The 22,684-nt window shown below is 44.9% G+C and carries 21 protein-coding genes and 2 tRNA genes; 15 read left to right on the plus strand and 8 right to left on the minus strand.

Annotated elements, in window-relative coordinates; genetic code table 11:
* Positions 1–51: 51 nt before the first annotated feature.
* A complete protein-coding gene (gene metX / locus LEP1GSC050_RS18920; RefSeq protein ID WP_010569924.1) occupies positions 52–1,155 on the plus strand; it encodes a homoserine O-acetyltransferase MetX in 1,104 nt (367 codons plus the stop codon).
* Between the two features lie 3 nt (positions 1,156–1,158).
* A complete protein-coding gene (metW, locus tag LEP1GSC050_RS18925) occupies positions 1,159–1,767 on the plus strand; it encodes a methionine biosynthesis protein MetW (RefSeq protein WP_010569925.1) in 609 nt (202 codons plus the stop codon).
* On the opposite strand, the gene LEP1GSC050_RS18930 is transcribed toward metW, so the two are convergent.
* Positions 1,764–2,828 carry an ATP-grasp domain-containing protein gene (locus LEP1GSC050_RS18930; protein ID WP_040911940.1) on the minus strand — a complete coding sequence of 355 codons (1,065 nt, stop codon included), beginning with the start codon at positions 2,826–2,828 and terminating at the stop codon, positions 1,764–1,766. The two genes, metW and LEP1GSC050_RS18930, sit on opposite strands and share 4 nt — an antisense overlap.
* A 43-nt stretch (positions 2,829–2,871) precedes the next feature.
* Here LEP1GSC050_RS18930 and LEP1GSC050_RS18935 point away from each other — a divergent pair, with 43 nt between their 5' ends.
* The 6 genes from LEP1GSC050_RS18935 (at position 2,872) to LEP1GSC050_RS18960 (ending at position 7,696) form a co-directional block, all read left to right on the plus strand.
* Positions 2,872–4,272 (plus strand): hypothetical protein, encoded by a 1,401-nt coding sequence (locus tag LEP1GSC050_RS18935; RefSeq protein WP_020987931.1) that lies wholly within the window; start codon positions 2,872–2,874, stop codon positions 4,270–4,272.
* A gap of 4 nt (positions 4,273–4,276) precedes the next feature.
* Positions 4,277–5,056 carry an MlaE family ABC transporter permease gene (locus tag LEP1GSC050_RS18940; RefSeq protein WP_010569927.1) on the plus strand — a complete coding sequence of 260 codons (780 nt, stop codon included), beginning with the start codon at positions 4,277–4,279 and terminating at the stop codon, positions 5,054–5,056.
* On the plus strand, positions 5,057–5,824 hold the full coding sequence (locus LEP1GSC050_RS18945) for an ABC transporter ATP-binding protein (RefSeq protein WP_156896034.1): 768 nt from the start codon (positions 5,057–5,059) through the stop codon (positions 5,822–5,824). It abuts the gene before it with no gap.
* A 69-nt stretch (positions 5,825–5,893) separates the two neighbouring features.
* Positions 5,894–6,643 (plus strand): mammalian cell entry protein Mce, encoded by a 750-nt coding sequence (mce, locus tag LEP1GSC050_RS18950; RefSeq protein ID WP_010569929.1) that lies wholly within the window; start codon positions 5,894–5,896, stop codon positions 6,641–6,643.
* A gap of 50 nt (positions 6,644–6,693) precedes the next feature.
* Positions 6,694–7,578: an NAD(P)-dependent oxidoreductase gene (locus LEP1GSC050_RS18955; protein ID WP_010569930.1), complete on the plus strand. Its 885-nt coding sequence runs from the start codon at positions 6,694–6,696 to the stop codon at positions 7,576–7,578.
* Between the two features lie 46 nt (positions 7,579–7,624).
* Positions 7,625–7,696 (plus strand) — tRNA-Pro (locus LEP1GSC050_RS18960).
* A gap of 7 nt (positions 7,697–7,703) precedes the next feature.
* Here the strand turns inward: LEP1GSC050_RS18960 and LEP1GSC050_RS18965 are convergent.
* The 4 genes from LEP1GSC050_RS18965 to LEP1GSC050_RS18980 are packed head-to-tail and all read right to left on the minus strand — an operon-like array spanning position 7,704 to position 11,390.
* Positions 7,704–8,606 (minus strand): M48 family metalloprotease, encoded by a 903-nt coding sequence (locus tag LEP1GSC050_RS18965; RefSeq protein WP_010569931.1) that lies wholly within the window; start codon positions 8,604–8,606, stop codon positions 7,704–7,706.
* Between the two features lie 45 nt (positions 8,607–8,651).
* A complete protein-coding gene (locus tag LEP1GSC050_RS18970; protein ID WP_010569932.1) occupies positions 8,652–9,509 on the minus strand; it encodes a DUF2797 domain-containing protein in 858 nt (285 codons plus the stop codon).
* Positions 9,506–10,093, minus strand: a complete 588-nt coding sequence (locus LEP1GSC050_RS18975; RefSeq protein WP_020987880.1) for an LIC_11883 family protein — start codon at positions 10,091–10,093, stop codon at positions 9,506–9,508. The genes LEP1GSC050_RS18970 and LEP1GSC050_RS18975 overlap by 4 nt, the downstream gene beginning before the upstream one ends.
* A gap of 34 nt (positions 10,094–10,127) precedes the next feature.
* A complete protein-coding gene (locus tag LEP1GSC050_RS18980) occupies positions 10,128–11,390 on the minus strand; it encodes an exo-beta-N-acetylmuramidase NamZ family protein (RefSeq protein WP_010569934.1) in 1,263 nt (420 codons plus the stop codon).
* Between the two features lie 66 nt (positions 11,391–11,456).
* Between LEP1GSC050_RS18980 and LEP1GSC050_RS18985 the strand changes: the two genes are divergently transcribed.
* Positions 11,457–12,695 carry a lipoprotein LipL46 gene (locus tag LEP1GSC050_RS18985; RefSeq protein ID WP_010569935.1) on the plus strand — a complete coding sequence of 413 codons (1,239 nt, stop codon included), beginning with the start codon at positions 11,457–11,459 and terminating at the stop codon, positions 12,693–12,695.
* A 355-nt stretch (positions 12,696–13,050) separates the two neighbouring features.
* Here LEP1GSC050_RS18985 and LEP1GSC050_RS18990 read toward each other — a convergent pair whose 3' ends face one another.
* Together LEP1GSC050_RS18990 and LEP1GSC050_RS18995 are read right to left on the minus strand one after the other, a co-directional pair.
* Positions 13,051–13,899 (minus strand): flagellin N-terminal helical domain-containing protein, encoded by an 849-nt coding sequence (locus LEP1GSC050_RS18990; RefSeq protein ID WP_010410442.1) that lies wholly within the window; start codon positions 13,897–13,899, stop codon positions 13,051–13,053.
* A gap of 367 nt (positions 13,900–14,266) precedes the next feature.
* A complete protein-coding gene (locus LEP1GSC050_RS18995) occupies positions 14,267–15,112 on the minus strand; it encodes a flagellin N-terminal helical domain-containing protein (protein ID WP_010569936.1) in 846 nt (281 codons plus the stop codon).
* 1,013 nt (positions 15,113–16,125) lie between these two features.
* On the opposite strand from LEP1GSC050_RS18995, the gene pdhA reads away from it, so the two are divergent.
* From pdhA to LEP1GSC050_RS19025, 5 genes are read left to right on the plus strand one after another with little or no spacing between them, the layout of a single operon-like run.
* Positions 16,126–17,106 (plus strand): pyruvate dehydrogenase (acetyl-transferring) E1 component subunit alpha, encoded by a 981-nt coding sequence (gene pdhA, locus LEP1GSC050_RS19005; protein WP_010569938.1) that lies wholly within the window; start codon positions 16,126–16,128, stop codon positions 17,104–17,106.
* Complete coding sequence (locus tag LEP1GSC050_RS19010; RefSeq protein WP_010569939.1) at positions 17,106–18,080, plus strand: pyruvate dehydrogenase complex E1 component subunit beta; 975 nt, start codon at positions 17,106–17,108, stop codon at positions 18,078–18,080. Before pdhA ends, LEP1GSC050_RS19010 begins: the two co-directional genes overlap by 1 nt.
* A gap of 51 nt (positions 18,081–18,131) precedes the next feature.
* The gene (locus LEP1GSC050_RS19015; protein WP_010569940.1) at positions 18,132–19,448 is read left to right on the plus strand and encodes a pyruvate dehydrogenase complex dihydrolipoamide acetyltransferase; all 1,317 of its coding nucleotides are present in this window, start codon (positions 18,132–18,134) and stop codon (positions 19,446–19,448) included.
* Between the two features lie 30 nt (positions 19,449–19,478).
* Positions 19,479–20,495: a flagellar motor switch protein FliG gene (gene fliG / locus LEP1GSC050_RS19020; RefSeq protein WP_010569941.1), complete on the plus strand. Its 1,017-nt coding sequence runs from the start codon at positions 19,479–19,481 to the stop codon at positions 20,493–20,495.
* 10 nt (positions 20,496–20,505) lie between these two features.
* Complete coding sequence (locus LEP1GSC050_RS19025; protein ID WP_010569942.1) at positions 20,506–21,453, plus strand: alpha/beta fold hydrolase; 948 nt, start codon at positions 20,506–20,508, stop codon at positions 21,451–21,453.
* 324 nt (positions 21,454–21,777) lie between these two features.
* On the opposite strand, the gene LEP1GSC050_RS19030 is transcribed toward LEP1GSC050_RS19025, so the two are convergent.
* Positions 21,778–21,851: transfer RNA gene (locus tag LEP1GSC050_RS19030), tRNA-Asp, on the minus strand.
* A 130-nt stretch (positions 21,852–21,981) separates the two neighbouring features.
* Here LEP1GSC050_RS19030 and LEP1GSC050_RS19035 point away from each other — a divergent pair.
* A complete protein-coding gene (locus tag LEP1GSC050_RS19035; RefSeq protein ID WP_040911944.1) occupies positions 21,982–22,656 on the plus strand; it encodes a CDP-alcohol phosphatidyltransferase family protein in 675 nt (224 codons plus the stop codon).
* Positions 22,657–22,684: the final 28 nt, after the last annotated feature.

The following is a 22,684-nucleotide window of genomic DNA, read 5'->3' on the forward strand; positions in this document are numbered from 1 at the left end:
ATTCCAGTCTAAGAATCTAGAGAGTGGCTTTCCCAATTTGGAAAAGAAGGAATGAATCTGGAAAAATCGGTCGGAATCGTCAAAACGGAAACGGTCACCTTGTCCGACCTACGCTTAGATAATGGATCCGTTCTTTCACCGGTCGTAATCGCGTACGAAACATATGGTAAACTTTCCAACAGGAAAGATAATGCAATTCTAATATGTCATGCACTCTCCGGAGACGCCCACGCCGCCGGCTTCCATACTTCCTCGGACAAACGACCGGGCTGGTGGGACGAATATATCGGCCCTGGAAAGGCGTTCGATACTAATAAGTATTTTGTAATCTCTTCGAACGTAATCGGAGGGTGTAAAGGCTCTTCAGGTCCTTTAACAATCAGTCCTGTTACTGGGAAACCTTTCGGTTCCAGCTTTCCTTTCGTATCCATCAAGGATATGGTCGCTGCGCAGAAATTATTAGTAGAGTATTTAGGCGTGGAAAAACTGTATTGCGTTGCCGGCGGTTCCATGGGAGGTATGCAAGCCCTGCAATGGAGTATTGCGTATCCGGAAAACCTGACCAATTGCATTATTTTAGCTTCTACCGCAGAGCATTCGGCTATGCAGATTGCTTTCAATGAGGTCGGTCGTCAGGCAATCTTATCCGACCCGAATTGGAATAACGGTCTATATGACGAAAACTCGCCTAGAAAAGGATTGGCTCTCGCCCGAATGGTCGCTCATATCACATATCTTTCAGATGAAAAAATGCGGGAAAAATTCGGCAGAAATCCGCCGAGAGGAAATCTTCTTAATTCCGACTTTGCCGTCGGAAGCTATTTGATCTATCAAGGGGAAAGCTTCGTGGATCGTTTCGATGCGAATTCTTATATTTACGTTACTCAGGCGCTGGATCATTTTAGCTTAGGAAAGGGCAAGGAGTTAACCGCCGCGCTGACTCCTGCAATCTGCCGCTTCTTAGTGGTATCCTATAGCTCCGATTGGTTGTATCCTCCCGCTCAGTCCAGGGAAATCGTTAAAAGTTTAGAGGCGTCGGATAAAAGGGTTTTTTACGTGGAATTAAATAGTAAGGAAGGCCACGATAGCTTCCTACTGGCGAATCAAAAACAAGACGACATTCTTCGCGGATTTTTGGAAAACCCGGCAAGTTGAAAAATGGATTCAAGCATCTTATCTGATATTACATTAAAAGAAAGGCCGGACTTCGCCTATATCCTGAACGCAATCTCTCCGGGTTCGAGAGTTTTGGACTTGGGTTGCGGGAACGGAGACCTACTCTATTTATTGAGCCAAAAAGGAATCAGAGGACAAGGAATTGAGAAAGATGAAGACGCGATCGTCGAATGCATCCGAAAAGGCGTCTATGTACATCATGGCGATATCGACGAGGGCTTGGAGCATCACGAAGATAAAAGGTTCGATTACGTAATTTTAAACCAAACGATTCAGGAAACCCGCCATCCGGGAGATATCATTAAGGAATGTCTTCGAATCGGAAAGCGGGTCGTAATCGTTTTCGCAAACTTCGGATACTGGGAAGTACGATTCAAGATTCTATTAGGAGGAAAAACTCCCGTTACGGATTTATTACCGTACCGCTGGTTCGACACTCCGAATCTACACTTCCTTTCCGTACTGGACTTCGAAGAATTTTGTCAAATCCGCGGATTTACCGTAGAAGACAGGGCCTTTTTTCGGGATTTTAAGCAGATTACAATTCGACCTAATTTCTTCGCGAAACTTGCTCTATTCCAAATTCGTTAAGTCGATCGTACGGGAATTTTACCTGCCCGTTCCAACCCTTGGTCGATCAATGATCTATAGATTTCCTGAATTGGAATTCCGGCTGCTTTTGCCTGCTGCGGTAGTAAACTGGTTTCAGTCATTCCCGGAAGAGTATTCGTTTCCAGGATATACGGCTCTCCTTCCACGACGATAAAATCCGTCCTGGAACATCCTTCGCAACCTAGCGTTTTATGCGCCAGAATCGACTGATTCTGTATTTTTTGAATAATCGACTCTGGCAGCCGTGCCGGAGTAATTTCTTGGGACAATCCGGATTTGTATTTGGACTCGACATCGAAAAATTCTCCGCCGGGAATAATTTCGGTGGGAGGTAACGCGAGAATGGATCTTTTTCCGTTTGTATTCGTTTCCCACACCCCGCAGGATACTTCGGTTCCCGATAGAAACTTTTGCAATATAGCATGATCTTCGTGCTCGAAGAACTCGGATAATTTCGGCACTAGCTCTTCGCGTGCGTTGATTCTATAAGTATGATAACTGGATCCGCCCTCGACCGGTTTGAGGAATAACGGGAATGGCAATCCGAGCGATTCGACCTGAGTCGGCGCCGCAATGTAATCCTCTTTTTTCAATTCCCAAAAAGGTGCAACGCTCAGATTCGCAACTTGAAACAACCGGTTCGCCGTAATTTTATTCATGGCTAATGCGGACGCTTTTACGCCCGATCCGGTAAATGGAATTCCGAGCACCTTCAAAAATCCTTGGATAGATCCGTCCTCTCCGAACGTTCCATGAAATCCCAGAAAGGCGATATCGCAATCTAGACTTGAAAATGAAGAGGCAACGCATCCGTTTAATCGTTCGAACTCTTTTTGGTAAGAAAGCGAATCGGTCGGTTCTCCTTCCGGCAAAAGAATCCGATATTCACTAGGGATTACCCACTTAGCATCCTTAGTGATAAGAATGGGTTTGACCGGATGTCCCATGGCGGCCAATGTCCTACATATGAACGCGCCTGTCCCCAGGGATATCAAATGCTCCGTGGACGTTCCTCCGTATAAGACAGCTACCTTTAACAAACGGACCTCTCTTTCCTCCAAACTTCAGATGCGGACCTAAAGAATGAGATTTGTGCGAATTCTTCTTATCCTTTCATTCCTCTTTTGTACGGAAAGTCTATTTTCTGAATTCCCCATCAAACCGGTTTCTCCTTATCCTGCCGAGTACAGCCAATTTTGGTTTTTGTATCAGAAGGAAAAACGCCTAGGAGAGGAAGAACAAATCTACAGGCCGTTCTTTTCCTATTATAAGGAAACAAAATCGAATTATCAATATAGAACTTTCTTATTGCCCATTTTCTACTCGGAACAAACGGATTACTGGAAAGTTTGGTCTTTTCTTTTTTTTGCGACGGGAACCGAAGCGTTTCACGACGATCAAGGCTGGGATGAGGATACTCTTTCCCCTCTTTTGATTTGGGGGAAAGGGGATTCGGCCCGAGAATCCTATTTCGGTTTTTTTCCGATTTACGGGAGACTTCGCAGCAAACTGGCCTATTCAGAATTAAACTTCGCGCTATTTCCCATTTATACGAATTGGAAATACAAAACATATAACGCACACTCTGTTCTTTGGCCCATCTTTCTGTACGGGAGTTCGGACGTTCGAAGTGAGTTCCGTCTCTTTCCTATTTTTTCCAGAAAAGTGCATAAGGGGAAATACGAAAGATATTCGATTCTTTGGCCATTCTTTCAATGGGGAGAAACGTTTCAGGACAAACGAGAGCCGGTTTCGTATTGGATGTTTTGGCCCTTGTATTTGTCGAAGGATTCCGCTTTCGGGAATATGAAGGCTCGAGCTTATTTATGGTTTCCACTTTTGGGTTCTCTCCTCGGTTACGGATATGATAAACGAACCCAAGAAATAGATTGGAATGTCCTTTTTTTTCTGATCCAATATGGTCGAAACGACGACGAAGATTACCGGAAATTGATCCTTTTTCCGTTTTATGGCTACTATCGTTTCGCTTATAAAGAGACTAGATTTTTTACTCCTCTCTACTTTCGCCTGAGTTCGGACACGTATCATATAAAATCCTCGGAAACGTATCTGATTCCTTTTTGGTGGAGGACGAATCGAACTTACGTTCAATGGGGTCGAGAAGAAAACTACTATAAACTATGGCCGGTTTTTCGTTGGCATGAGGACAGAGACGGAAACTTAACTTGGAATTTCCTTTCCCTCTTCCCGTTAAAATCGGAAGCTGTAGAAAGAATTTGGGATCCGGTCTGGTCCATCGTAGAGTTCCAGAAATTAGCTAACGGGGAAAAGCGTCTCTCTTTCCTGATGAGGTTGTACACTCAACGATGGACAAAGGATGAATTTCATGTACATATCCCCTTTTTGGTCGAGTATTCCTCCACTCCGGAAAAAACTTCCTACCAATTTCTGTACGGATTTTTCGGAGTTGAAAAAGACAAGGAAAAAACAACCGTCCAACTTCTATGGTGGATAAAGATATAAAAGAATGTTTGAGACTTTAAAGGCAAAAGCAAATCAGACACTCTATGCAGCGGGATATACGATTCTACTAATTGCGGAGACTTTTTTAAATCTTAGATTCTCTTACGATAAAAGAAAAGAAATCCTAGATCAAATGTTCATTGCAGGAGTAGGGAGTTTATTCGTAGTTTCCGTCGTTGCTATCTTTACCGGAATGCTTTTGACTCTGAATACTGGGCTAGGTCTGAAAGATTTTGGAGCCGAAGGACAAATCGGATTGCTCCTTACGATCACCCTCACGCGAGAAATGTCTCCTTTTATGACTGCATTAATCCTTTCGGCATCGATCGGTTCCGCCATGGCTGCCGAAATCGGAACGATGAAAGTTTCGGAAGAAATCGACGCCTTGGAAGTCATGTCGATAGATCCGGTAAGATTTCTGGTTTTTCCTCGAGTCTTAGGATTCTCGTTGATGGTCCCTGTTCTTTGCGTATATTCCAGCATTCTAGGAATTTTCGGCGGTGCAGTCGTCGGACATTTTCAATTAGGGATCGAATATATCGTATATTTTCAAGATGTTTACGAAAGGATCACATCCATTCCCGGATTGAAAGATTTATATACCGGGCTTTTTAAAGGATACGTATTCGGTTTAATCATCGCTTCCATTTCCTGTTCGCATGGACTCAGGACTTTCGGCGGAGCGATAGGAGTCGGTCGGGCAACCAGGGAATCGGTGGTAACTTCTTTCTTGATGGTGATCTTTTTCGGTTACGTCATTACTGCGATTTTCTATAGGCAATAGATAATGGATTACGCGATAGAAATCGTCAATATGCATAAGGCATTCGGATCCCGAAAAATCCTGAAGGGTATGAACCTGCAAGTCAGAAAGGGAGAAACGATGGTGATTGTCGGACCTTCGGGAACGGGTAAGTCCGTAACACTCAAGCATATTACCGGCCTATTAGATCCTGACGCAGGCGAATGTAGAATCTTTGGAGAGAGAATTTCAGGTATTACTGAAGTGGAACGAAAACGTCTCCGCGCGAAAATGGGAGTCCTATTTCAGTCGGGTGCGCTTATCAACTGGATGACTGTTTTCGATAACGTCGCATTGCCTCTACGGGAGCACAAACTATTTCCGGAAGCCGAAATTCAAAGGATCGTATCCGAAAAACTCAGGTTAGTGGATATGACCATCGCAAAGGATAATTATCCGAATGACATCTCCGGAGGAATGAAAAAACGAGCTGGATTGGCTCGAGCCATAGCGTCTAATCCAGAGATCATACTTTACGACGAACCGACCTCAGGATTGGATCCGATCATGTCGAATGTGATCAACGAATTAATCATTCGAATCCGTCAAGAAACCGGGGCTGCGCAAATTGTGGTAACTCATGATATGTCGAGCGCATATATGATTGCGGACAGGATATCCTTCTTTTACGGAGGTCAGGTTCTTTATACCGGAACTCCCGACGATGTCAAAGCCTCCGATAACGAGTTTGTCAGGCAGTTTGTAACCGGCTCGACAAAGGGTCCCATGATTTTGGAAACTAAGTCGTGAAAACCCGGGTCAAAGAGCCGAATTTGCGGAAAAAAAGTCGATATTAATAGTGGAGAATCGGAATAGAAAATGAAATCATTTCGCTATCTTTTAGTAGGCGCCATCTTTTCCGTTGCCTTAGTCATCGTAGGTTATTTTACCGTAATGACTGAAGGAGGCCCGGTTCAAAAACGGGGAGAATTTCTCAAAATCAATTTTAAAAACGCTGAAGGTATCAAAGTCGGAAATAAAGTCACCGTTCAAGGAGTTCCTTTCGGTTATGTATCCAATATTCGTCTGATTCAAATTAGCGAAGAAGGAACCGCCTTACCTGCCGGCGAAATCGGGATTGCTACCCGGGTGGAAGTAACGATCATCCTGAAGGAACCGCTTCGGCTCTATGAAAATTACGATATCACGATTCGAAACGAAAGTCTTTTGTCCGGCCGCGTAATCTCCATCGATCCTGGAACGCTGGAGGCGCCTCCGGAGGCAAAACTTCCTCCTGGAAGTATCTATAAGCCGGTGGATTATAAAACCGGCGCTCAACTGAAAGGAAGAGTTTTACAAGATCCGTTGGTTTCCCTCTCGGAGCTTATCGCCGAAAATAGAGGAGATATCCGCAAAACTTTTTCAAACGTAGCCGATATCACTACAAAAGTTAATAGCGGTGACGGCACTCTCGGAAGATTGATCAATCGAGACGACCTTCACACGAATATAAATACAGTTTTAACGGATGCGCAAATCGTATTGAGAGAGCTTCGAGAAGGCTTGGAAGATACTCGAGAGCAGGCCCCGGTTACGAGCTTTATTCGCGCGGCTCTTAGTTCCTTTTAATCGATTCTTTTTTCTTGCAGGATCCTCCATTTCGGGAAGAATTGCCTAGTATGTCGGCACCGGAAATTGCGATTATCGGAACAGGAATCATGGGAAGAGGAATTGCGAATAATCTTTCTATGAAAGGCTATAAACTTCGTTTATACGCAAGGAATCCCGAAAAAATTCGAGATTTAGAATCCTCTAATGTATCTATCTATAATGATCCAAAAGCTGCCGCAAGTGAGGCCGCTTTAGTAGTCCTCTGCCTTACGGAAGATTCCGTAGTGGAGGAAGTCGTCTTCTCATTCGGTCTTCTCGAAAGTAAATGCAGATATGTCGTAGATACCGGAACGACTTCTCCAGAACTGACTTCCAAGATCGGAAAGGCTTGTTCGGAGCGCGGAATATCCTTCTTCGACTCTCCGATGACGGGATCCAAGAACGCGTCTCGAGATGGGCAGATCTTATTCATGGTAGGTGCAAAAGGTCCGGAAGAAATTTCCGAGATTTCCTTCTTCTACGATATTTGCGGAAAGAATGTCGTTTATTGCGGAACGATTGGGGACGGGCAAAGGGCTAAAATCGCTTTGAATATGGTACAGGCCGGAATTTTTCAAGTTTATATGGAAGGATTCTTATTGGCAAAGAAAGAAGGAATCTCTCCGGAAATTCTCAAAGAAATCCTAATGCAATCGGCGGCAAAATCGGGAATCGCTGAATTCAAATTTCCGTTCGTATTTGCCGGAAATTACGAAACACATTTTTCACTCAAGAATATGCGGAAAGATGTCAATCATGCTTTGGCATTGGCGGAACAAGCCGGAATCATTTTACCTTTATGCTCTTCCCTCGGTTCTATCTACGACGAGGGAATTCGCGAAGGACTAGGAGAAAAGGATTATTGTAGTTTGAACGAGATAACTGCAAAAATCGTTGCAAAGCCTTCTTCCTAAAATTGCCTTGCAAATCCGATTCCAAACTGGATCCTGGTTCCAAATTCGGGATGTAGCGCAGCGGTAGCGCACTTCGTTCGGGACGAAGGGGTCGCTGGTTCAAATCCAGTCATCCCGACATTCTATTAACGCTTTTTACCGGTCGAGGGTTTTGCGTTCGGCATTTCCTCTTCTTCTTCTCTCTTTCCTAACAAGGCCGATATTTTTTCCTGATAACGATCTCGAAAGAAAGATTCAGGCTGAGGCGCGCCGATTCCGGCATCCTTCAAACGCTTTTCGCTGTCCGCAATTCGTTCGTCATCAAGCGGGTGAGTACTTAAATACTTACCTAGAGGAAGCGTATCCTCCTTTTCACCCAAATGTCTTTGTCTCCAAGCTTTGATATCTCGAAAAAAGTTCGCCGAAGCTCCAGGGTAATACGGAGTGGCTCGCATATATTGAAAACCGAATGCGTCTGCTTCTTCCTCCGCACCGCGACTGTTGGCAAGTGAAAGTAAATTAGAGGATAACGAAGCCATCCCTGATGCATGTTGCGCTAAATCCGGCCCGAGTACATAAGATAGAACCAAATAAATCGCAAAATACGTAGCGATGCTCGAAGATAATTGCTTCATAGAGTGTCTCTTTTCCGCGTGCGCAATTTCATGCGCGAGCACTCCTGCAAGCGTGGCTTCATCCTTTACGAAATGCAAAAGTCCTGTATAGACGAAAATATAGCCTCCCGGGGCGCAAACCGCATTGATAACCGAATCATCGTCCAGAATAGTTACCTTGTATGGAAATTCGGTTTTGTACTGTATTTCCTTTGCTTTCAATATTCTATCCGCGATTCCTTGAATATAGGAACGAAGTCTTTCGTTATGTAAAACCTTCATTCCGTCCTGTCCCAAAACGGCAGCTTCATAAAATTGTTTTCCGAGAAACTCGTCTATAGATACCGGAAAAGTGGTTTCAACGATCCAGCCGCAGGAATTGAGAAAAAAACCGAGTAGAAAAATAGGTAGAAATTTGGAAGAGCGAATTTTCATAGTTGGAACCTAGTCCAGAGAAACCGATTCTCGAATTCGTGTCGATTAGGATTCGACTGATAGACTCGCCTCGTAGCCGGCATAGGCGCGCAAGTTGATTACTCCGGATTCGAACAATAAATACTGCCCTTTGATTCCTAATAACATGGATCTTATAGTCGGGTCTTTTTCAGGTTGAAATGCCTTTGCCTTGGTCGGATACTTCAAAATAGGATAGCGAATCGTCGTGCTTGATTTCGGAGAGAGAACTTCGTAATAAACGCCCAGATCCCAAGATTCCAATTGAGACAAAAGTTCTTTCCTTTTTTCTGATAGATCTTCCCGCACCGAATCCGTACTCACCATTACTTGCCATTTCGTTTTATCGTCGATTATGGAGGAAAATTTCTTTTCTATCACTCCGGCGTCCCGGCGGGATTTCACTTCCAAAAGAGGAATTGCTTCTTGCGCTCCTTGGTCGACCCATCGATTCGAGACGGGATTTTCTTTCGTAATTCCTATCTTTAGCCCGCTAGTATTCGCCAAATAAACTGTATGCTTTTGAAAGCAATATTCCTCTCCCCAGTCGGGTTCACGACAGGTTCCTAGGTGGAAGTGGCAGGTTTCAGGTCTCAAAATGCAAAGATCGTTTTGAGCTAAAGTTTGAAAGCAGGAATAGCAACTTCCTTGATTAAAACTTTTTTTAGTGTGCTTACCGCAATGAACGCATCGAATCTGGCCGGTAAATTGCAACGTAACTTCTTTTCCTAGCAAGTCGGCAATGCGAAATTGCGGCTTAGGGAAATCTGCAATTTGCTTTCCGGATTCGGAGCCGGGATACGTGGCGACAACCCAGAGATATTCCACGGGATCCAAGCCTTCATGGTCAAGCATCCGAAGGTAGCCTGTGGATAAAAGGCTCATTGAAAAAAATATTCTCTCCCACTAAGAGGACGAAGCAGGTCGTCCACCTTCACTTCGAGGATAGTGTTCAGTTCGTTTCCTTTCCAATCAAAAACCACAATCCTATCTCCACTCGCGTAATGACTGAGTTTTCCGTCCGCCAGGTAAAATAATTTCAAATCGCCGGAAGCGGATTGATTCCTCGGAATAAATAAAGATCCTTTTCCTGCAAGAGTTGAACCTTCGTACCACATTGCGCTGATCGGAATCGGAGAATATGTCGAAGTTAAACCTGCGGAAGGAAGAGAACGATTCGTCGGAGATTGAATCTTACCGTCCAAAGTGCCTGTTTGTAAATAGGCGCAATCGAAATTTTCCGCTAATTTAGGAAAGTCCAGCTGACAAGGAGATTGGAAGACTTCGCGCTCTATGGAATAGGAAACCCCTTTTCTTACGCTTTGGGCAATCTTAGCGAATGCGTAGAACTTCAATCGTCCTAACACCTGTTTAAGAGAATATTCCTTCCATTGCCCCACCGATTGAGCGTTTAGCTGAAAGCAGAATAGGATCATCGCCGCAAGTATCGTTTTTTTTAATTTTCCCATCTTACTGTATGTAGCCGTTCATCTTAAAAAACAATTAGTACAATCGATATTTTCGCACAATTCGATTGGCGGAATCTTCCGACTCGGAATAAGAGCGTTTAAAGTTCTCGTAGCTCAAATTAGAATCTATCGATTGACGAAACCGTTCGGTTCCCCATAGAAAATCGATATTGAATGTTCCGTCCGGATATTGTCTCCATCGAAAATCTTTATAGTGCTTCTTCAGAGTCGTAACGAGGAAGTAAGCCATTTGAATCGGATCGTAATTTTTATTTACGACTGTAAGTCTCAACCCTCTACAAATTTCGCCCTTGAACGGGCCGAAAGTAGGTTTGAAATATACGCTTTGGTAGTAGTAATTCCCCGTACTAGAATCATTTAATTCGTTTAGGATAGCGTCCGGCTCAACCATCCAAGGGGCACCGAAATATACGAACGGAGCTTGAGTTCCCCTACCGACAGAAACATTGATTCCTTCCAGTAACACCAACCCTAGATAATTGCGTGCTGAATCCAACATCGGCAAATTAGGAGAGGGAGTCGTCCAGGCTATCCCCTCCTTTTCCCAATCAAATCCTCTCTTTAGATTTTTGGGAGAGATGATTTCTAACTTAACTTTATCGGAAAGGTATTCACCGTTATAGAATGATGCAGCCTCGCCAATCGTCATTCCGGTAAAAAACAGGGAAGGAAACTCGCCCGCAAAGTTTAAGAATTTCTTTTGAATACCTTCGCCTCTAGCTCCCAAATACAATGCGGGATTCGGATGATCTAAGATGACAAATCGCGTACTTTGAGGATCCGGTAGATTATCCATCAATCTTTTTAAAACACTTAGATATGTATAGCATCTCATTCCCATATCGAGAACGTCAAAAACGATCGCATCCGCACCCTTTAATATAGCAGGGATCTCCGAATTTTTTACTTTATATATGTGATAAATGGGTAATTGAAAGGTTTCATCCATTGTTACGGGAGATTTACTAAAATCTTCCTCTAAACCCAAAAAGCCGTGCTCAAGACCGATCAAATGTTTGATCTTAACTTTCTTTTCCTTAAATTCCCGAAGAATTCTCTCAGGATATCTACCGATTCCGGAGGGATTCGTGACTAAGATTACCGTTTTACCGGAAAGCGAAGGAAGGACCTCTTCGTAAAAAGCGACTTCGGCAGGAATGATTTTAGAATTTGAAATATGGCGGCGAGGAGAAGCCTCGGTGCAGGAATCGGAGGATATTGTCAGAAAAAAAATGACGGAAGTTAGGATTTTTTTGTTTCTTTCTTTTAACCGCATGTAAGAACCCTTATTTGTTCACTAAATAGACAGAATTCTATTCTTCAAGGAGAAAAAGGAAGCGATATGGCCAAGTTGCCCATCCTGCGGATTTCCGCCCTAACCCTCATCCTCGCCTTTGCGTTCGCCTGTGCCACCGGAAGTGCCTCCGGTCGTAAGAAAAAGGAACCCTACGAAAAGAACGGAGATCAAATAACCGTACTTGGAGAAGCTCCGATTTATAACGGCGATAAAGCGAATGCTAAACAACGCGCCCTCAAAGATGCAAAGATCAATGCAGTACGTAAAATCGTCGGAGAACAGATAACGAATAAAAGTCAAGCTTCCGATGGAGAAAGCCTAGGATCGAGTCTACTTTCCAAAACCGATGCATTCGTAAAATCATACGATATCGTCGATGAAGCGGAAGGTAAGATCGATACACAACCAATCTTAAAATTAACGGTTAGATGTACTGTCGAAGAAAGTAAAATTTCAACGGCCGTCGATTCTCTGTTAGCCGATGTAGGAAACCCTCGGGTTATCATCGTAATTCCTTCGAAAGTGGCTGGACAAGCCGTTCCACCTTTAACGCCGAATAATATTGCTGAAGCAGAGATCGCTAAAAACCTGAAGAAAGCAGGTAACAAAGTGGTCGATGCCGCAACCGCCGCAAAAACGGTAAACAAGTCTCAAGTCGATCCGTCGACTGTGGATGCAGGTTCTCCGATTGTTGCCCAAGCTCAAGCCTCAGGCGCCGAAGTCATGATCATCGGAAATGTGGAAACAGAAGACCAGCCGGTCCTAACGAGTATCGGTGGAAAATCCCTGGATCGTCCTCTATACAATACGGCTGCTACGGGAGCTTACAAAGTAATTCTACTTTGGGGTGACGGTAAAATCGTTGATTCCGGAACCGGAGACGGCCGAGCAGCGGATATTACCCAAAAGGTTTCTCGTGAAAAAGCGATCGCTCAGTGGGCGGAAAGCGTTGCGAAAAAAGTAAACAAGCAGCTGAAAGAAGAGTGGTTCAACCTGACCGAAAATAATACGATCATCTTGAAATTCACCGGATTGAATGCTGATGAATCTACAAAGTTCAAGGACGATCTAACTGAATTCACTGCGGCAAAAGACGTCAACGTTCGAACTTCAGATACGAACGGATCGGAATGGGAAGTTACGTATCCAGGCAAGGACGCCCTATTTATGGACGAACTTGTATATAAGAAGGACCGCGGATTCTCTTTCCTAGCTACTAAAAACCTTACTGTGAAGTCAGCTTCTCGCGGCGTAGTAACTTTGGAATTCAAATCCAATAAATAAGATTTAGGCGAATCCCTAGTTTCTAATTTGAAAAGGCACGTAATCTTACGTGCCTTTTTTATTTCATCGGACGTCGCCCGTTACGACGTAAAACGACTCGCTTTATAAATTTATAAATCTTTGCGATTTTCTTCGTAACGAAATGCAACTTTCAGGATTTGAAGGATGGCGGACTATCAAAAGTTGCATCGGATCGGATTGATTCCATCAAAGTAATTCTCCAAAAACTTATAACAACGCAATTTCAGGTAATTCTAAAAAAATCCGCAAGCCTCTAAAGATTCTTCCTATTCTGACGAAAAAAAAACCACCGGAAGAGAAAATCTTCCGGTGGTATTTCCGGTTCCGAGGAAAACTACATTTGAAGAAGTTTCAGGACCGAATTCGGTTTCATATTGGCTTGTGCTAACATCGCCGTACCACTCTGCACGAGTATTTGTTTTGTAGTTAGCGCAACCATTTCCTCCGCCATATCGGCGTCCCGAATTCTAGACTCGGAGGCCTGCATATTCTCGTATGCCGCCATGAGCCCTTTCGCGGAATATTCAAGCCTATTAAAATATGCTCCCATATCCGCCCTTTGCTTCATGATCTTCCCGAGTGCAGCGTCGGCAAAGCCGATCACATCATTGGACTTCGTAGGAGTAGAAACGGAAACTGGTTTCCCATCCGCTCCCAGAAGTTTCAAAGCTCGAGAAGTCATCGTCCCAATGTAAAACCTCTCCCGTTGGTTCTGGTTCGGTCCCATATGGAACCACATAGAGGCCACTTTCGAGCCTCTAGCGAACTGTCCCTCGAAGAGCTTGAATCGATTGAATTCCGCTTGGGAAGCGATTCGATCCACCTCATCGACCAGAGCAGAAACTTCCACCTGGACCAATTGTCTGTCCTCGGGGCTATAGATTCCATTCGCGGTTTGGATGGCCAAAACCCGGATTCTTTGAATGATGTCCGAAGTCTGCTGAAGAAATCCTTCCGCAGTCTGTATGAAACTCATTCCGTCTTCCGTATTTCTCTCCGCTTGCCTAAGACCGTTTACCTGGGTCCTAAGCTTTTCGGAGACAGCCAAACCGGAAGCGTCGTCACCGGCTGAGTTAATCCTCATACCGGATGAGAGCGCTTTCATGGTTTTATCCACAGCTTGCTCGTTGAACTTGAGAGAACGGTGAGCATTCACCGCGCTCAGGTTGTGATTGATAATCATCCTACACTCCTTGTAGAGATTGCCGGAAGATCTCCCTATCTTCCGTCGGACAATGGTCTGTCCGGTGCTCCGGGATGGACCCGGTCGGACCACCCGACAGGCCATTTTCTCCCTAGGAGTTCAATTGATTATCTCTCGCTATAACGAGCTTAGGTTCCGAAAAACCCACGGCCATTTTTCATAGGAATTTCTTCCTAGGAAAAGGAACCGGAGCAGGATTGGATGAAAGTAGAAGACGACCAACCCTGTTCCTGTTTCTCTTCCCGCATCACAAGACGACGATAGCCGCTATTCGCGGCTTCCTAGTCGGGATGGAGAAAGATTCCCGGTGCGGGAGTATTTCTACTCCCGCACCGGAAAGTCCTAATTACCTAAGTAATTGAAGGACGGACTGGGGTCTGACGTTGGCTTGAGCTAACATTGCAGTACCAGATTGAACCAAAATTTGGTTTTTGGTAAACGCAACGGTTTCTTCCGCCATGTCTGTGTCTCTGATTCGCGACTCTGAAGCCTGGATGTTCTCGTAAGCAACCATCAAACCTTTCGAAGCGTGCTCGAGTCGGTTGAAGTATGCTCCAAGATTCGCTCTTTGCTTGTTGATTTTCAACAGAGCGTCATCCAAGAATCCGATAGCGTCGTTAGACTGTTCCGCAGTGGAAAGAGTGAGTAACGTACCATCGGCTTTGATCAGATTCAGGGCTTTCGCAGTCATCGTAGCGATATAGACTCTCTCCCTTTGGTGCTGGTTCGGACCGATGTGGAACCACATCGAAGCGCTTCTAGATCCGCGGGCAAAATCCCCTTGGAGTAGCGCCATTTTGTTGAACTCTGCTTGGGAGGCAATCCGATCGATTTCGTCGATGAGCTGAGAAACTTCTACTTGGATCATTTGGCGATCTTCAGCGCCATAGATTCCGTTGGAAGATTGAATGGCAAGAACCCGAACTCGTTGAATGATATCATTGGTTTCCTGCAGATATCCTTCCGTGGTTTGGATCAAGGACATTCCATCCTCGGTGTTTCTCTCCGCTTGGCGAAGCCCTTTGACCTGAGTTCTCATTTTCTCGGAAACGGCAAGTCCGGAAGCGTCGTCACCGGCACGGTTGATCCGCATACCGGAAGACAATGCTTCCATATTTTTTGCCACTTCGTTGTTCTGGAATTTCAGGACGCGGTGGGAGTTTATCGCGGCTAAGTTGTGGTTAATGATCATGAGTTTCCTCCTTGAAACTGATCATGAGCCCGGCGTCCGTGCCGGGATCCTGTGCATTGGTTTGGTTTTGGTCTTTATGGTTCTATATCTTTTAACGAAGGAAGATGATCTTGAAATTGCTTAAAAGAACACGGTTTCCTTCAGATATATCTTCGGTGGGAAGTAGTTGCTGGATTAATTTGGAGGATTTTGGCAAGTTTTCTGAATTATTTGCCGATTTATAGCGATTATTGCTATTTTTTGATGATTTTAAAACGAGAGAATTTCTATTTTTTTCTAGAAAATTCCCCTTTTTAGGGCATATCTTATCATTCGATCGATTTGCGAATTTCCCTAAGTATTTTTTTGATTTGTTCCCAGAATTCTCCGATTCCTATCCCCTCACCATCGATATTTCGTTCCGAAAAACATCCACCTCTCTAGATTCTCTAGATGCCTACTCCTTCCAGTCCGAGAAATAATTGCTTCACTGACGAGAATTGAGCGAATCCTCCGTCGTAAATTTGCGTTTCTAAGGATAATCGAAAAGCGGTAAGATATTAGTCATTCCATCGCTAACTTCCGAAACAGATTTATAGATATCGCTTCCCGGAAAATGACACGTGGCTATTTGAATATATGCAACTTATCAATTCTTTCCCGCCCGCAATTTGAACAAATGCGGCTTACTACAATTTTTTGGACTCCCTTCTTACCGAAAGCCTATCGCGATAGAAACTTGCTACCTCTAAAAAGACCGATGTTCAGCGCCATTTTGATAGATCAGAAAGCAGGGCGAATCTAATTCGAATAATCGGTATGAAGGACTCTCAAGGAGGAATCAAAGGAGAAGCGGATGAAATTTTCGAATGCGAACTTTAGTAGCCGAAAAATTCAAACGGACTCGAGACCTTTTACTCCGATCGTTCAAGAATTTTTTTGCAAACTGCAGGAAATCAGTTTGCTCTTCCCTCTTCCGCTTCCATAGTTAGAGATTGCAGTAGAGAAAGGAAACTTTCCGTCTAAACAAAACCATGAGCCAACCCAAAACTAAAAAAGACACCCAGGATCTCCATGAACTCTACCACCAAATGCTTTTGATTCGCCGCTTTGAAGAGGCAGCCGCTAAAGCCTATAGTATGGGCAAGATCGGCGGTTTTTGCCACTTGTATATCGGACAAGAAGCGGTAGGAGTCGGGGCAATTGCAGCTCTAGAACAAAAAGATTATATTGTTTCCACTTATAGAGATCATGGCCATGCGCTCTCGAGAGGCTTGGATCCTAAATCCTTAATGGCCGAATTATTCGGCAAAAGAACCGGAATTGCTAATGGAAACGGTGGATCCATGCATTTCTTCGATAAATCTAAAAACTTTATGGGCGGCCACGGTATTGTAGGCGGGCATATCTCTCTAGCGGCGGGCATCGCATACGCTTCGAAATACCGTCAAGACGGTGCGGTTACTTTGTGCTTCTTCGGGGAAGGAGCTGCGAATATCGGCTCTTTCCATGAAGGCATGAACCTAGCGGCGATCTGGAAGCTCCCACTTGTCATGATCTGTGAAAATAATCATTATGCGATGGGGACTCCCGAATACCGGGCCCTGTCGGTCAAAGACGTTTCTGTAAGGGCCGCTGCCTACGATATCGCCCGCGATCATATCGAAGGAGACGAGGTTCGAAAGGTACGTGATCACGTTCAAGTTGCAATCAACCGAGCAAGACGCGGAGAAGGACCGACTCTAATGGAGATTTCTACATATCGTTTTCGAGGGCATTCCATGTCGGACCCGGCCAAGTATCGCACGAAAGAAGAATTGGAAAAATATAAACAAGGCGATCCTTTGATCAAAGCCGAGAAAGAATTGCTCCAGTGCGGCTGGACTCAAGAAGAGCTGGATAAACTTAGCGATTCGATTAATAATACGGTCGAAGAGGCGGTGCTTTTTGGGGAAAAAAGCGAGGAGCCTCCGCTCGGTTGGCTGTACAAGCACGTTTACGCGGAGAACGTTTAATGCCTATCTTAACTTATAGAGAAGCTCTTAATCGAGCTATGAGCGAGGAAATGGAAAAGGATCCGAATATTTTCCTAATGGGAGAGGAAGTCGGCCATTACGAAGGCGCCTATAAAGTTTCGCAAGGGATGCTCGCCAAGTTCGGAGAGAGACGAGTAATCGATACTCCGATTTCCGAAAATGGATTCGCCGGAGTCGGCATAGGAGCCGCAATGGTCGGCCTAAGGCCGATTATAGAATTTATGACATGGAACTTTTCGTTAGTCGCAATCGATCAAATCATCAACTCGGCCGCGAAAATGAATTATATGAGTGCAGGTCAGTTTCCGATTCCGATAGTCTTTCGAGGTGCGGGAGGTGCGGGAGGTCGACTTGCGGCCCAACATTCTCAATCCTTCGAAAGTTGGTACGCGCATATTCCGGGACTCAAAGTTGTCGCCCCCTACACTCCCTCCGATGCATACGGCCTACTCAAAACATCCATCCTGGACAATAATCCGATTATTTTTATAGAAAGTGAAGTCTTGTACGGCAGCAAAGGAGAAGTCCCGGACGGAGAATTTTCAATTCCGTTGGGAAAGGCGGATATAAAGCGAGAAGGCACGCAAGTGACCATTATCAGCTGGTCTAGAGCTCTGATGTACGTACTCCCGGCGGCGGAAAAATTAGCGAGAGAAGGCATTTCCGTTGAAGTTCTGGATCTACGAAGCATTCGCCCCTTAGATGAGGAAGCGATACTCAAGTCCGTACGTAAAACGAATAAAGCGCTCGTCGTGGAGGAAGGCTGGAACGTCGCCGGATTCGGAGCACAAATCGCTTATCTAATACAGAAGGACGCCTTCGATTATTTGGATGCCCCGGTCGAAAGAATTACTCAGGAGGATGTGCCGATGCCCTACGCCGCAAACCTAGAAAAAGCATCCCTTCCCAGTGAAGACAAGATCATATCCAAAGTCAGAGAGATGATTAAATGATTTTTAATATTATAATATTAAAATATAACAATGTTTTAATAGGAATCAAACATGGCCAAAATAGCTGAAATGACGCAACTCAGCCCCACCATGACGGAAGGCGTTCTCGTAAAATGGCTCAAAAAGAAAGGCGAAGCAGTCGCACCCGGCGAGGCAATTGCTGAGGTCGAAACGGATAAAGCGGTCATGGAAATGGAAGCTTTTGATTCGGGAGTTCTCTTGGAAATTATCGCCAACGAGGGAGCGAGATTGCCCGTAGGATCACCGGTGGCAATCATCGGCAAGGCTGGGGAAGAGATCGGTTCGCTATTGGAGGAAGCAAAGGCTCGGACACCTGTAGGGGTCGCCTCGGCCCCGCCGACTACAGAATTGACTCCTGAACAACCTAAACCACCGGCCGCGGTTCCGTCTCCCGCTCAAGCTTTGCCTTCCCCTATGGAAATAGAATCTGAAATCGAAACCCCGAAACCGGTACAACCGTCTCGCGGTTTAACGATGGCGGCCCAGGAAGGACGAATCAAAGCCTCTCCCCTTGCCAAACAGATTGCAAAAGAATCCGGCCTAGATCTAAGCAGAATAAATGGAACCGGTCCCGGCGGCAGAATCATAAAAAGAGACGTTGAGGCAAACCAAGCCATTCAACCGTCGGGATCATCGTTCGCAGGACCAATCCCCCCTGAAGAAAAACAACCGATATCGGGAATGCGTAAAACGATCGCGACACGTTTGGTGCATTCCAAAACCCATCAACCGCATTTTTATCTGGATATCGAATTAAATGCCGAACCACTAATAAACCTAAGAGAAAGCCTGAATGCAGACTTGAAGGCCGCCGGCGAGGACGTCAAACTAAGCCTAAACGACTTTATTATTAAAGCCTCCGCTTTAGCTCTAGTAAAGGTTCCGGCAGTGAACTCTTCTTGGCGGGAAGATCATATACTTCGCCACGGTAGAGTCGATGTAGGCGTAGCAGTATCGATCGAGGGAGGCCTAATTACTCCTTATATTAGGAATGCCGATCGACGCTCGGTGCTCGAAATTGGCGGAAACGTAAAAGAACTTGCGTCCCGCGCCAGAGAACGAAAACTAAAACCCGAAGAGTATTCGGACGGGACCTTTACCGTTTCAAATTTAGGGATGTTCGGGATTAACCGTTTTGCAGCAGTAATCAACGAGCCTGAAGCCGCCATCTTAGCGGTCGGGAATGCGGTAGCGAAACCGGTCATCAAATCCGGAGCGATAGTACCGGGAGTAACACTTTCAGTTTGCCTTTCCTGCGATCACCGGGTCGTAGATGGAGCGGTCGGCGCTCACTGGTTGGAAGTCTTCCGTGATTTATTGGAGCATCCGTTACGCCTTCTTGTCTGATCGATTTCAGATCTTTGGAGAATCAAAATATTGACGGAGAAAGAATCCATTTCCAGATCGCAAAAAGTACGCAAAGCAGCGCTGCTATTGCTTTCTCTGGATAAGGAAGCGGCAGCTAAAGCGCTGTCTCAACTGGAAGAAAACCTAATCGAAGAAATCGTCCAGGAAATGGCTAAAATAAGAACCGTTTCCAAGACGGAAAAAGAGGAAGCCTTACTTGATTTTCAAGATTCGATAAAAGAATTGTCGGGCGAATCCAGAGGCGGTATCGACACCGCGAGGGAATTGCTATACAAATCCATCGGGAAAGAAAAGTCGGAGACTATCCTCGGAAAACTAGATAGAAAAGATACCGAAGAGGATTTTTCTTTTTTAAACGATGCCGAGCCCCAAACCCTGGCGCAACTACTTCTTCCCGAGAATCCGCAAACCATAGCGGTCACTTTGGCTTTTTTAAATCCGAAGAAAGCTGCCGAAACTTTAAAGTTCCTTCCAAAGGAATTGCAATCAAAAGTCGCACTTAAATTAGCTAATACTACCAAAACGCATCCGGACGCAATCCGACAAATCGCTCGCGTATTAAAGAAAAAATACGAACACAGAGATAAATCCGAATTTAGCGAAGCAGGCGGTACTGAAGCTTTAGCTAGCATCCTAAATCATATGGATAAATCCTTGGAAGAAACCATACTCAAGGATTTGGAAGAACATTCCCCGGAACTCGCTTCGCAAGTTCGGGAAAAGCTTTACACTTTCGAAGATGTGCTTTTGTTGAATTCGAAAGAAATGCGGCTTGTGATCAATCGGCTCGGGGACGACGAAGTGATCGCCACCGCATTGCGCGGTTCCGGCGACGAAATTCGATCCCACTTTTTCGAGGCAATGTCTAAGAATCGGGCCAATGATATTTTAGAAAATATGGAATTGCGTGGAAAAGTAACGCTAAAAGAAATTACCGATGCAAGAAATAGAATTCTAACTCTCTTACGGGATCTGGAAGAAATCGGGGAAATCATACTCAAAAAAGATACTGAAGATTTAATCTAAGCAGGTTATCATGTTAAAGCGAATCGTAAAATTTACAGCGGGGACCCTTGCGATCCTTTTCTTCGTCATTGCCGTTTACGTATCGATGACCTGGGCATCCGATAAACCCGTTAGCGAGTTGCAATCAAAATGGGCGCCGACTCCGTCGGTCTTTATAGAAGTTATGGGAATGCAAGCCCACGTCCGAGACGAGGGACCTCGCGAAGACCGTAATCCGATTGTACTGATCCACGGCACCGCCTCGTCTCTTCACACCTGGGACGGCTGGGTCCGAGAACTCAAATCCTCACGTCGAGTCATCCGATTCGACCTGCCCGGCTTTGGATTGACAGGTCCATCGCCGGACAATCGGTATTCTCTCGATCTATATTCTAAATTTGTAATTTCTCTTTTGCATAAACTGGAAGTAAAGCGGTCCGTTATTGTGGGCAATTCCTTAGGCGGAAGCATTGCTTGGTATACAGCCCTTCTTCATCCTATCCGTTTTGAAAAATTGATTTTAGTGGATTCCTCCGGATACAACTATCAATCGACTTCCGTCCCATTAGCGTTCCGCATTGCGAAAATACCTATACTACGGAATATTGCCAATAATGTCCTACCACGAAGTATAGTTGCATCTAGCGTAAAGAATACTTATGGAAATCCTTCCAAAGTGACTGAAGAGCAAATTGACCGGTACTATGATCTCGCGTTGCGCGAAGGGAACCGGAAGGCCCTAACTGAACGTTTTAAACAGATGCCAATGGGAGAAATGGAAAACCGAATTCACGAGTTGAATATCCCTACACTCATATTATGGGGAAATCTGGATCGATTGATTCCTCCTTCGAACGCAGAGCGCTTTCATAAGGACATCGCAAAAAGCAAACTGGTTATCTTTAACGAGTTGGGCCATATTCCCCAGGAAGAAGACCCTCTGAATACCGTAAAAGCAGTGAAAGAATTTATCCGGTAAGCCGGATTGTCTTTATGCAATCCGCTCTCCTTCCGCAGCAACCTAAGAGCGAAAAGACGACCCGAAAAGAAGTCGGCGATTCACTATCAGAGACAGCTCGATCACCTTTACTATACGATTCATCCACGGCTTTTGGAAATCACCCTAATTGAGACAAGTTCAAAAATGTCCTCCCGAAGAATGAAAGTGGAGAGAACTGAAGAGAGTTTACAAGTGCATTGAAAACGATCCTGGACGAGCCTTAGATCTTTGCAGCGAGAATCAGGAGCACCAAAACCGAAGAGGTTCGAGTCCTTGATAAAAATAAGTTGTGAGGAATTTTTTCGGAGCTGACGGGACTCGAACCCGCGACATCCTGCGTGACAGGCAGGCACTCTAACCAGCTGAGCTACAGCTCCTAATATGAAGAACATGATTTCCCAGGAGGGCTCCGGGTCAACCGGTTTATAGGAAAAAGGGATGAATTTTTAAGTCCCTTCCTCATTCTTCTCCAAAGGGTGGAAACTACCCACTCAGTGCGGCAAAAAGATAATGCTACAAGAAAAAAAACCAAAGGATTTGCTCGAAGACCGAATTTTCACTGTCTCGAATTTCTTATCCGTAAGCCGAGTATTCCTACTTCCATTTTTCATCCATTTCACTCGTAAACACATGGAAGCTCCGAGGCATGGCGAATACTTGTTACTTGCAATCGGAACTTGCGTCCTCGCAGTGCTAACGGATTATTTAGATGGATTTTTAGCGAGGTTACTCGGACAAGAATCCATCCTAGGAAGATATCTGGATCCGGTATGCGATAAGATCGTTACCGTCGGCGGTCTTTCCGTTATCGTACACTACTATCAATTTCCTCTTTGGATTCTCTGCGTATATCTATTTCGCGAAGTTCTCGGAGTTTGGCTGGGAGGATTTTTATATCTAAAAAGAGGAATCCAAGGTAGACCGAATTGGTGGGGAAAATTCGGTGTAGGCTTGGTTGCCGTTACAGTTCTATGGTATATGACACTTCCATTATTAGGCGACGACTATTCGCAGGACCATCTATTTCATCACCCGGAATATTCAGGATATGTACTTGTAACGATTTTAATTATCGGTGTTGTAGCGTACGCACGCAGATATTGGGATATCGTTTTCCATCCTGAAAGAGTCGTGCTTGATCCGGAAGACAAGAAGCAAAAGAAGAAATACCAGTTGGTATGAAATTCGTTGACACGGCAAGGTTCTCCCA

Origin of the sequence: Leptospira broomii serovar Hurstbridge str. 5399 (assembly GCF_000243715.2) — a bacterium.
GTDB lineage: Bacteria > Spirochaetota > Leptospiria > Leptospirales > Leptospiraceae > Leptospira_B > Leptospira_B broomii.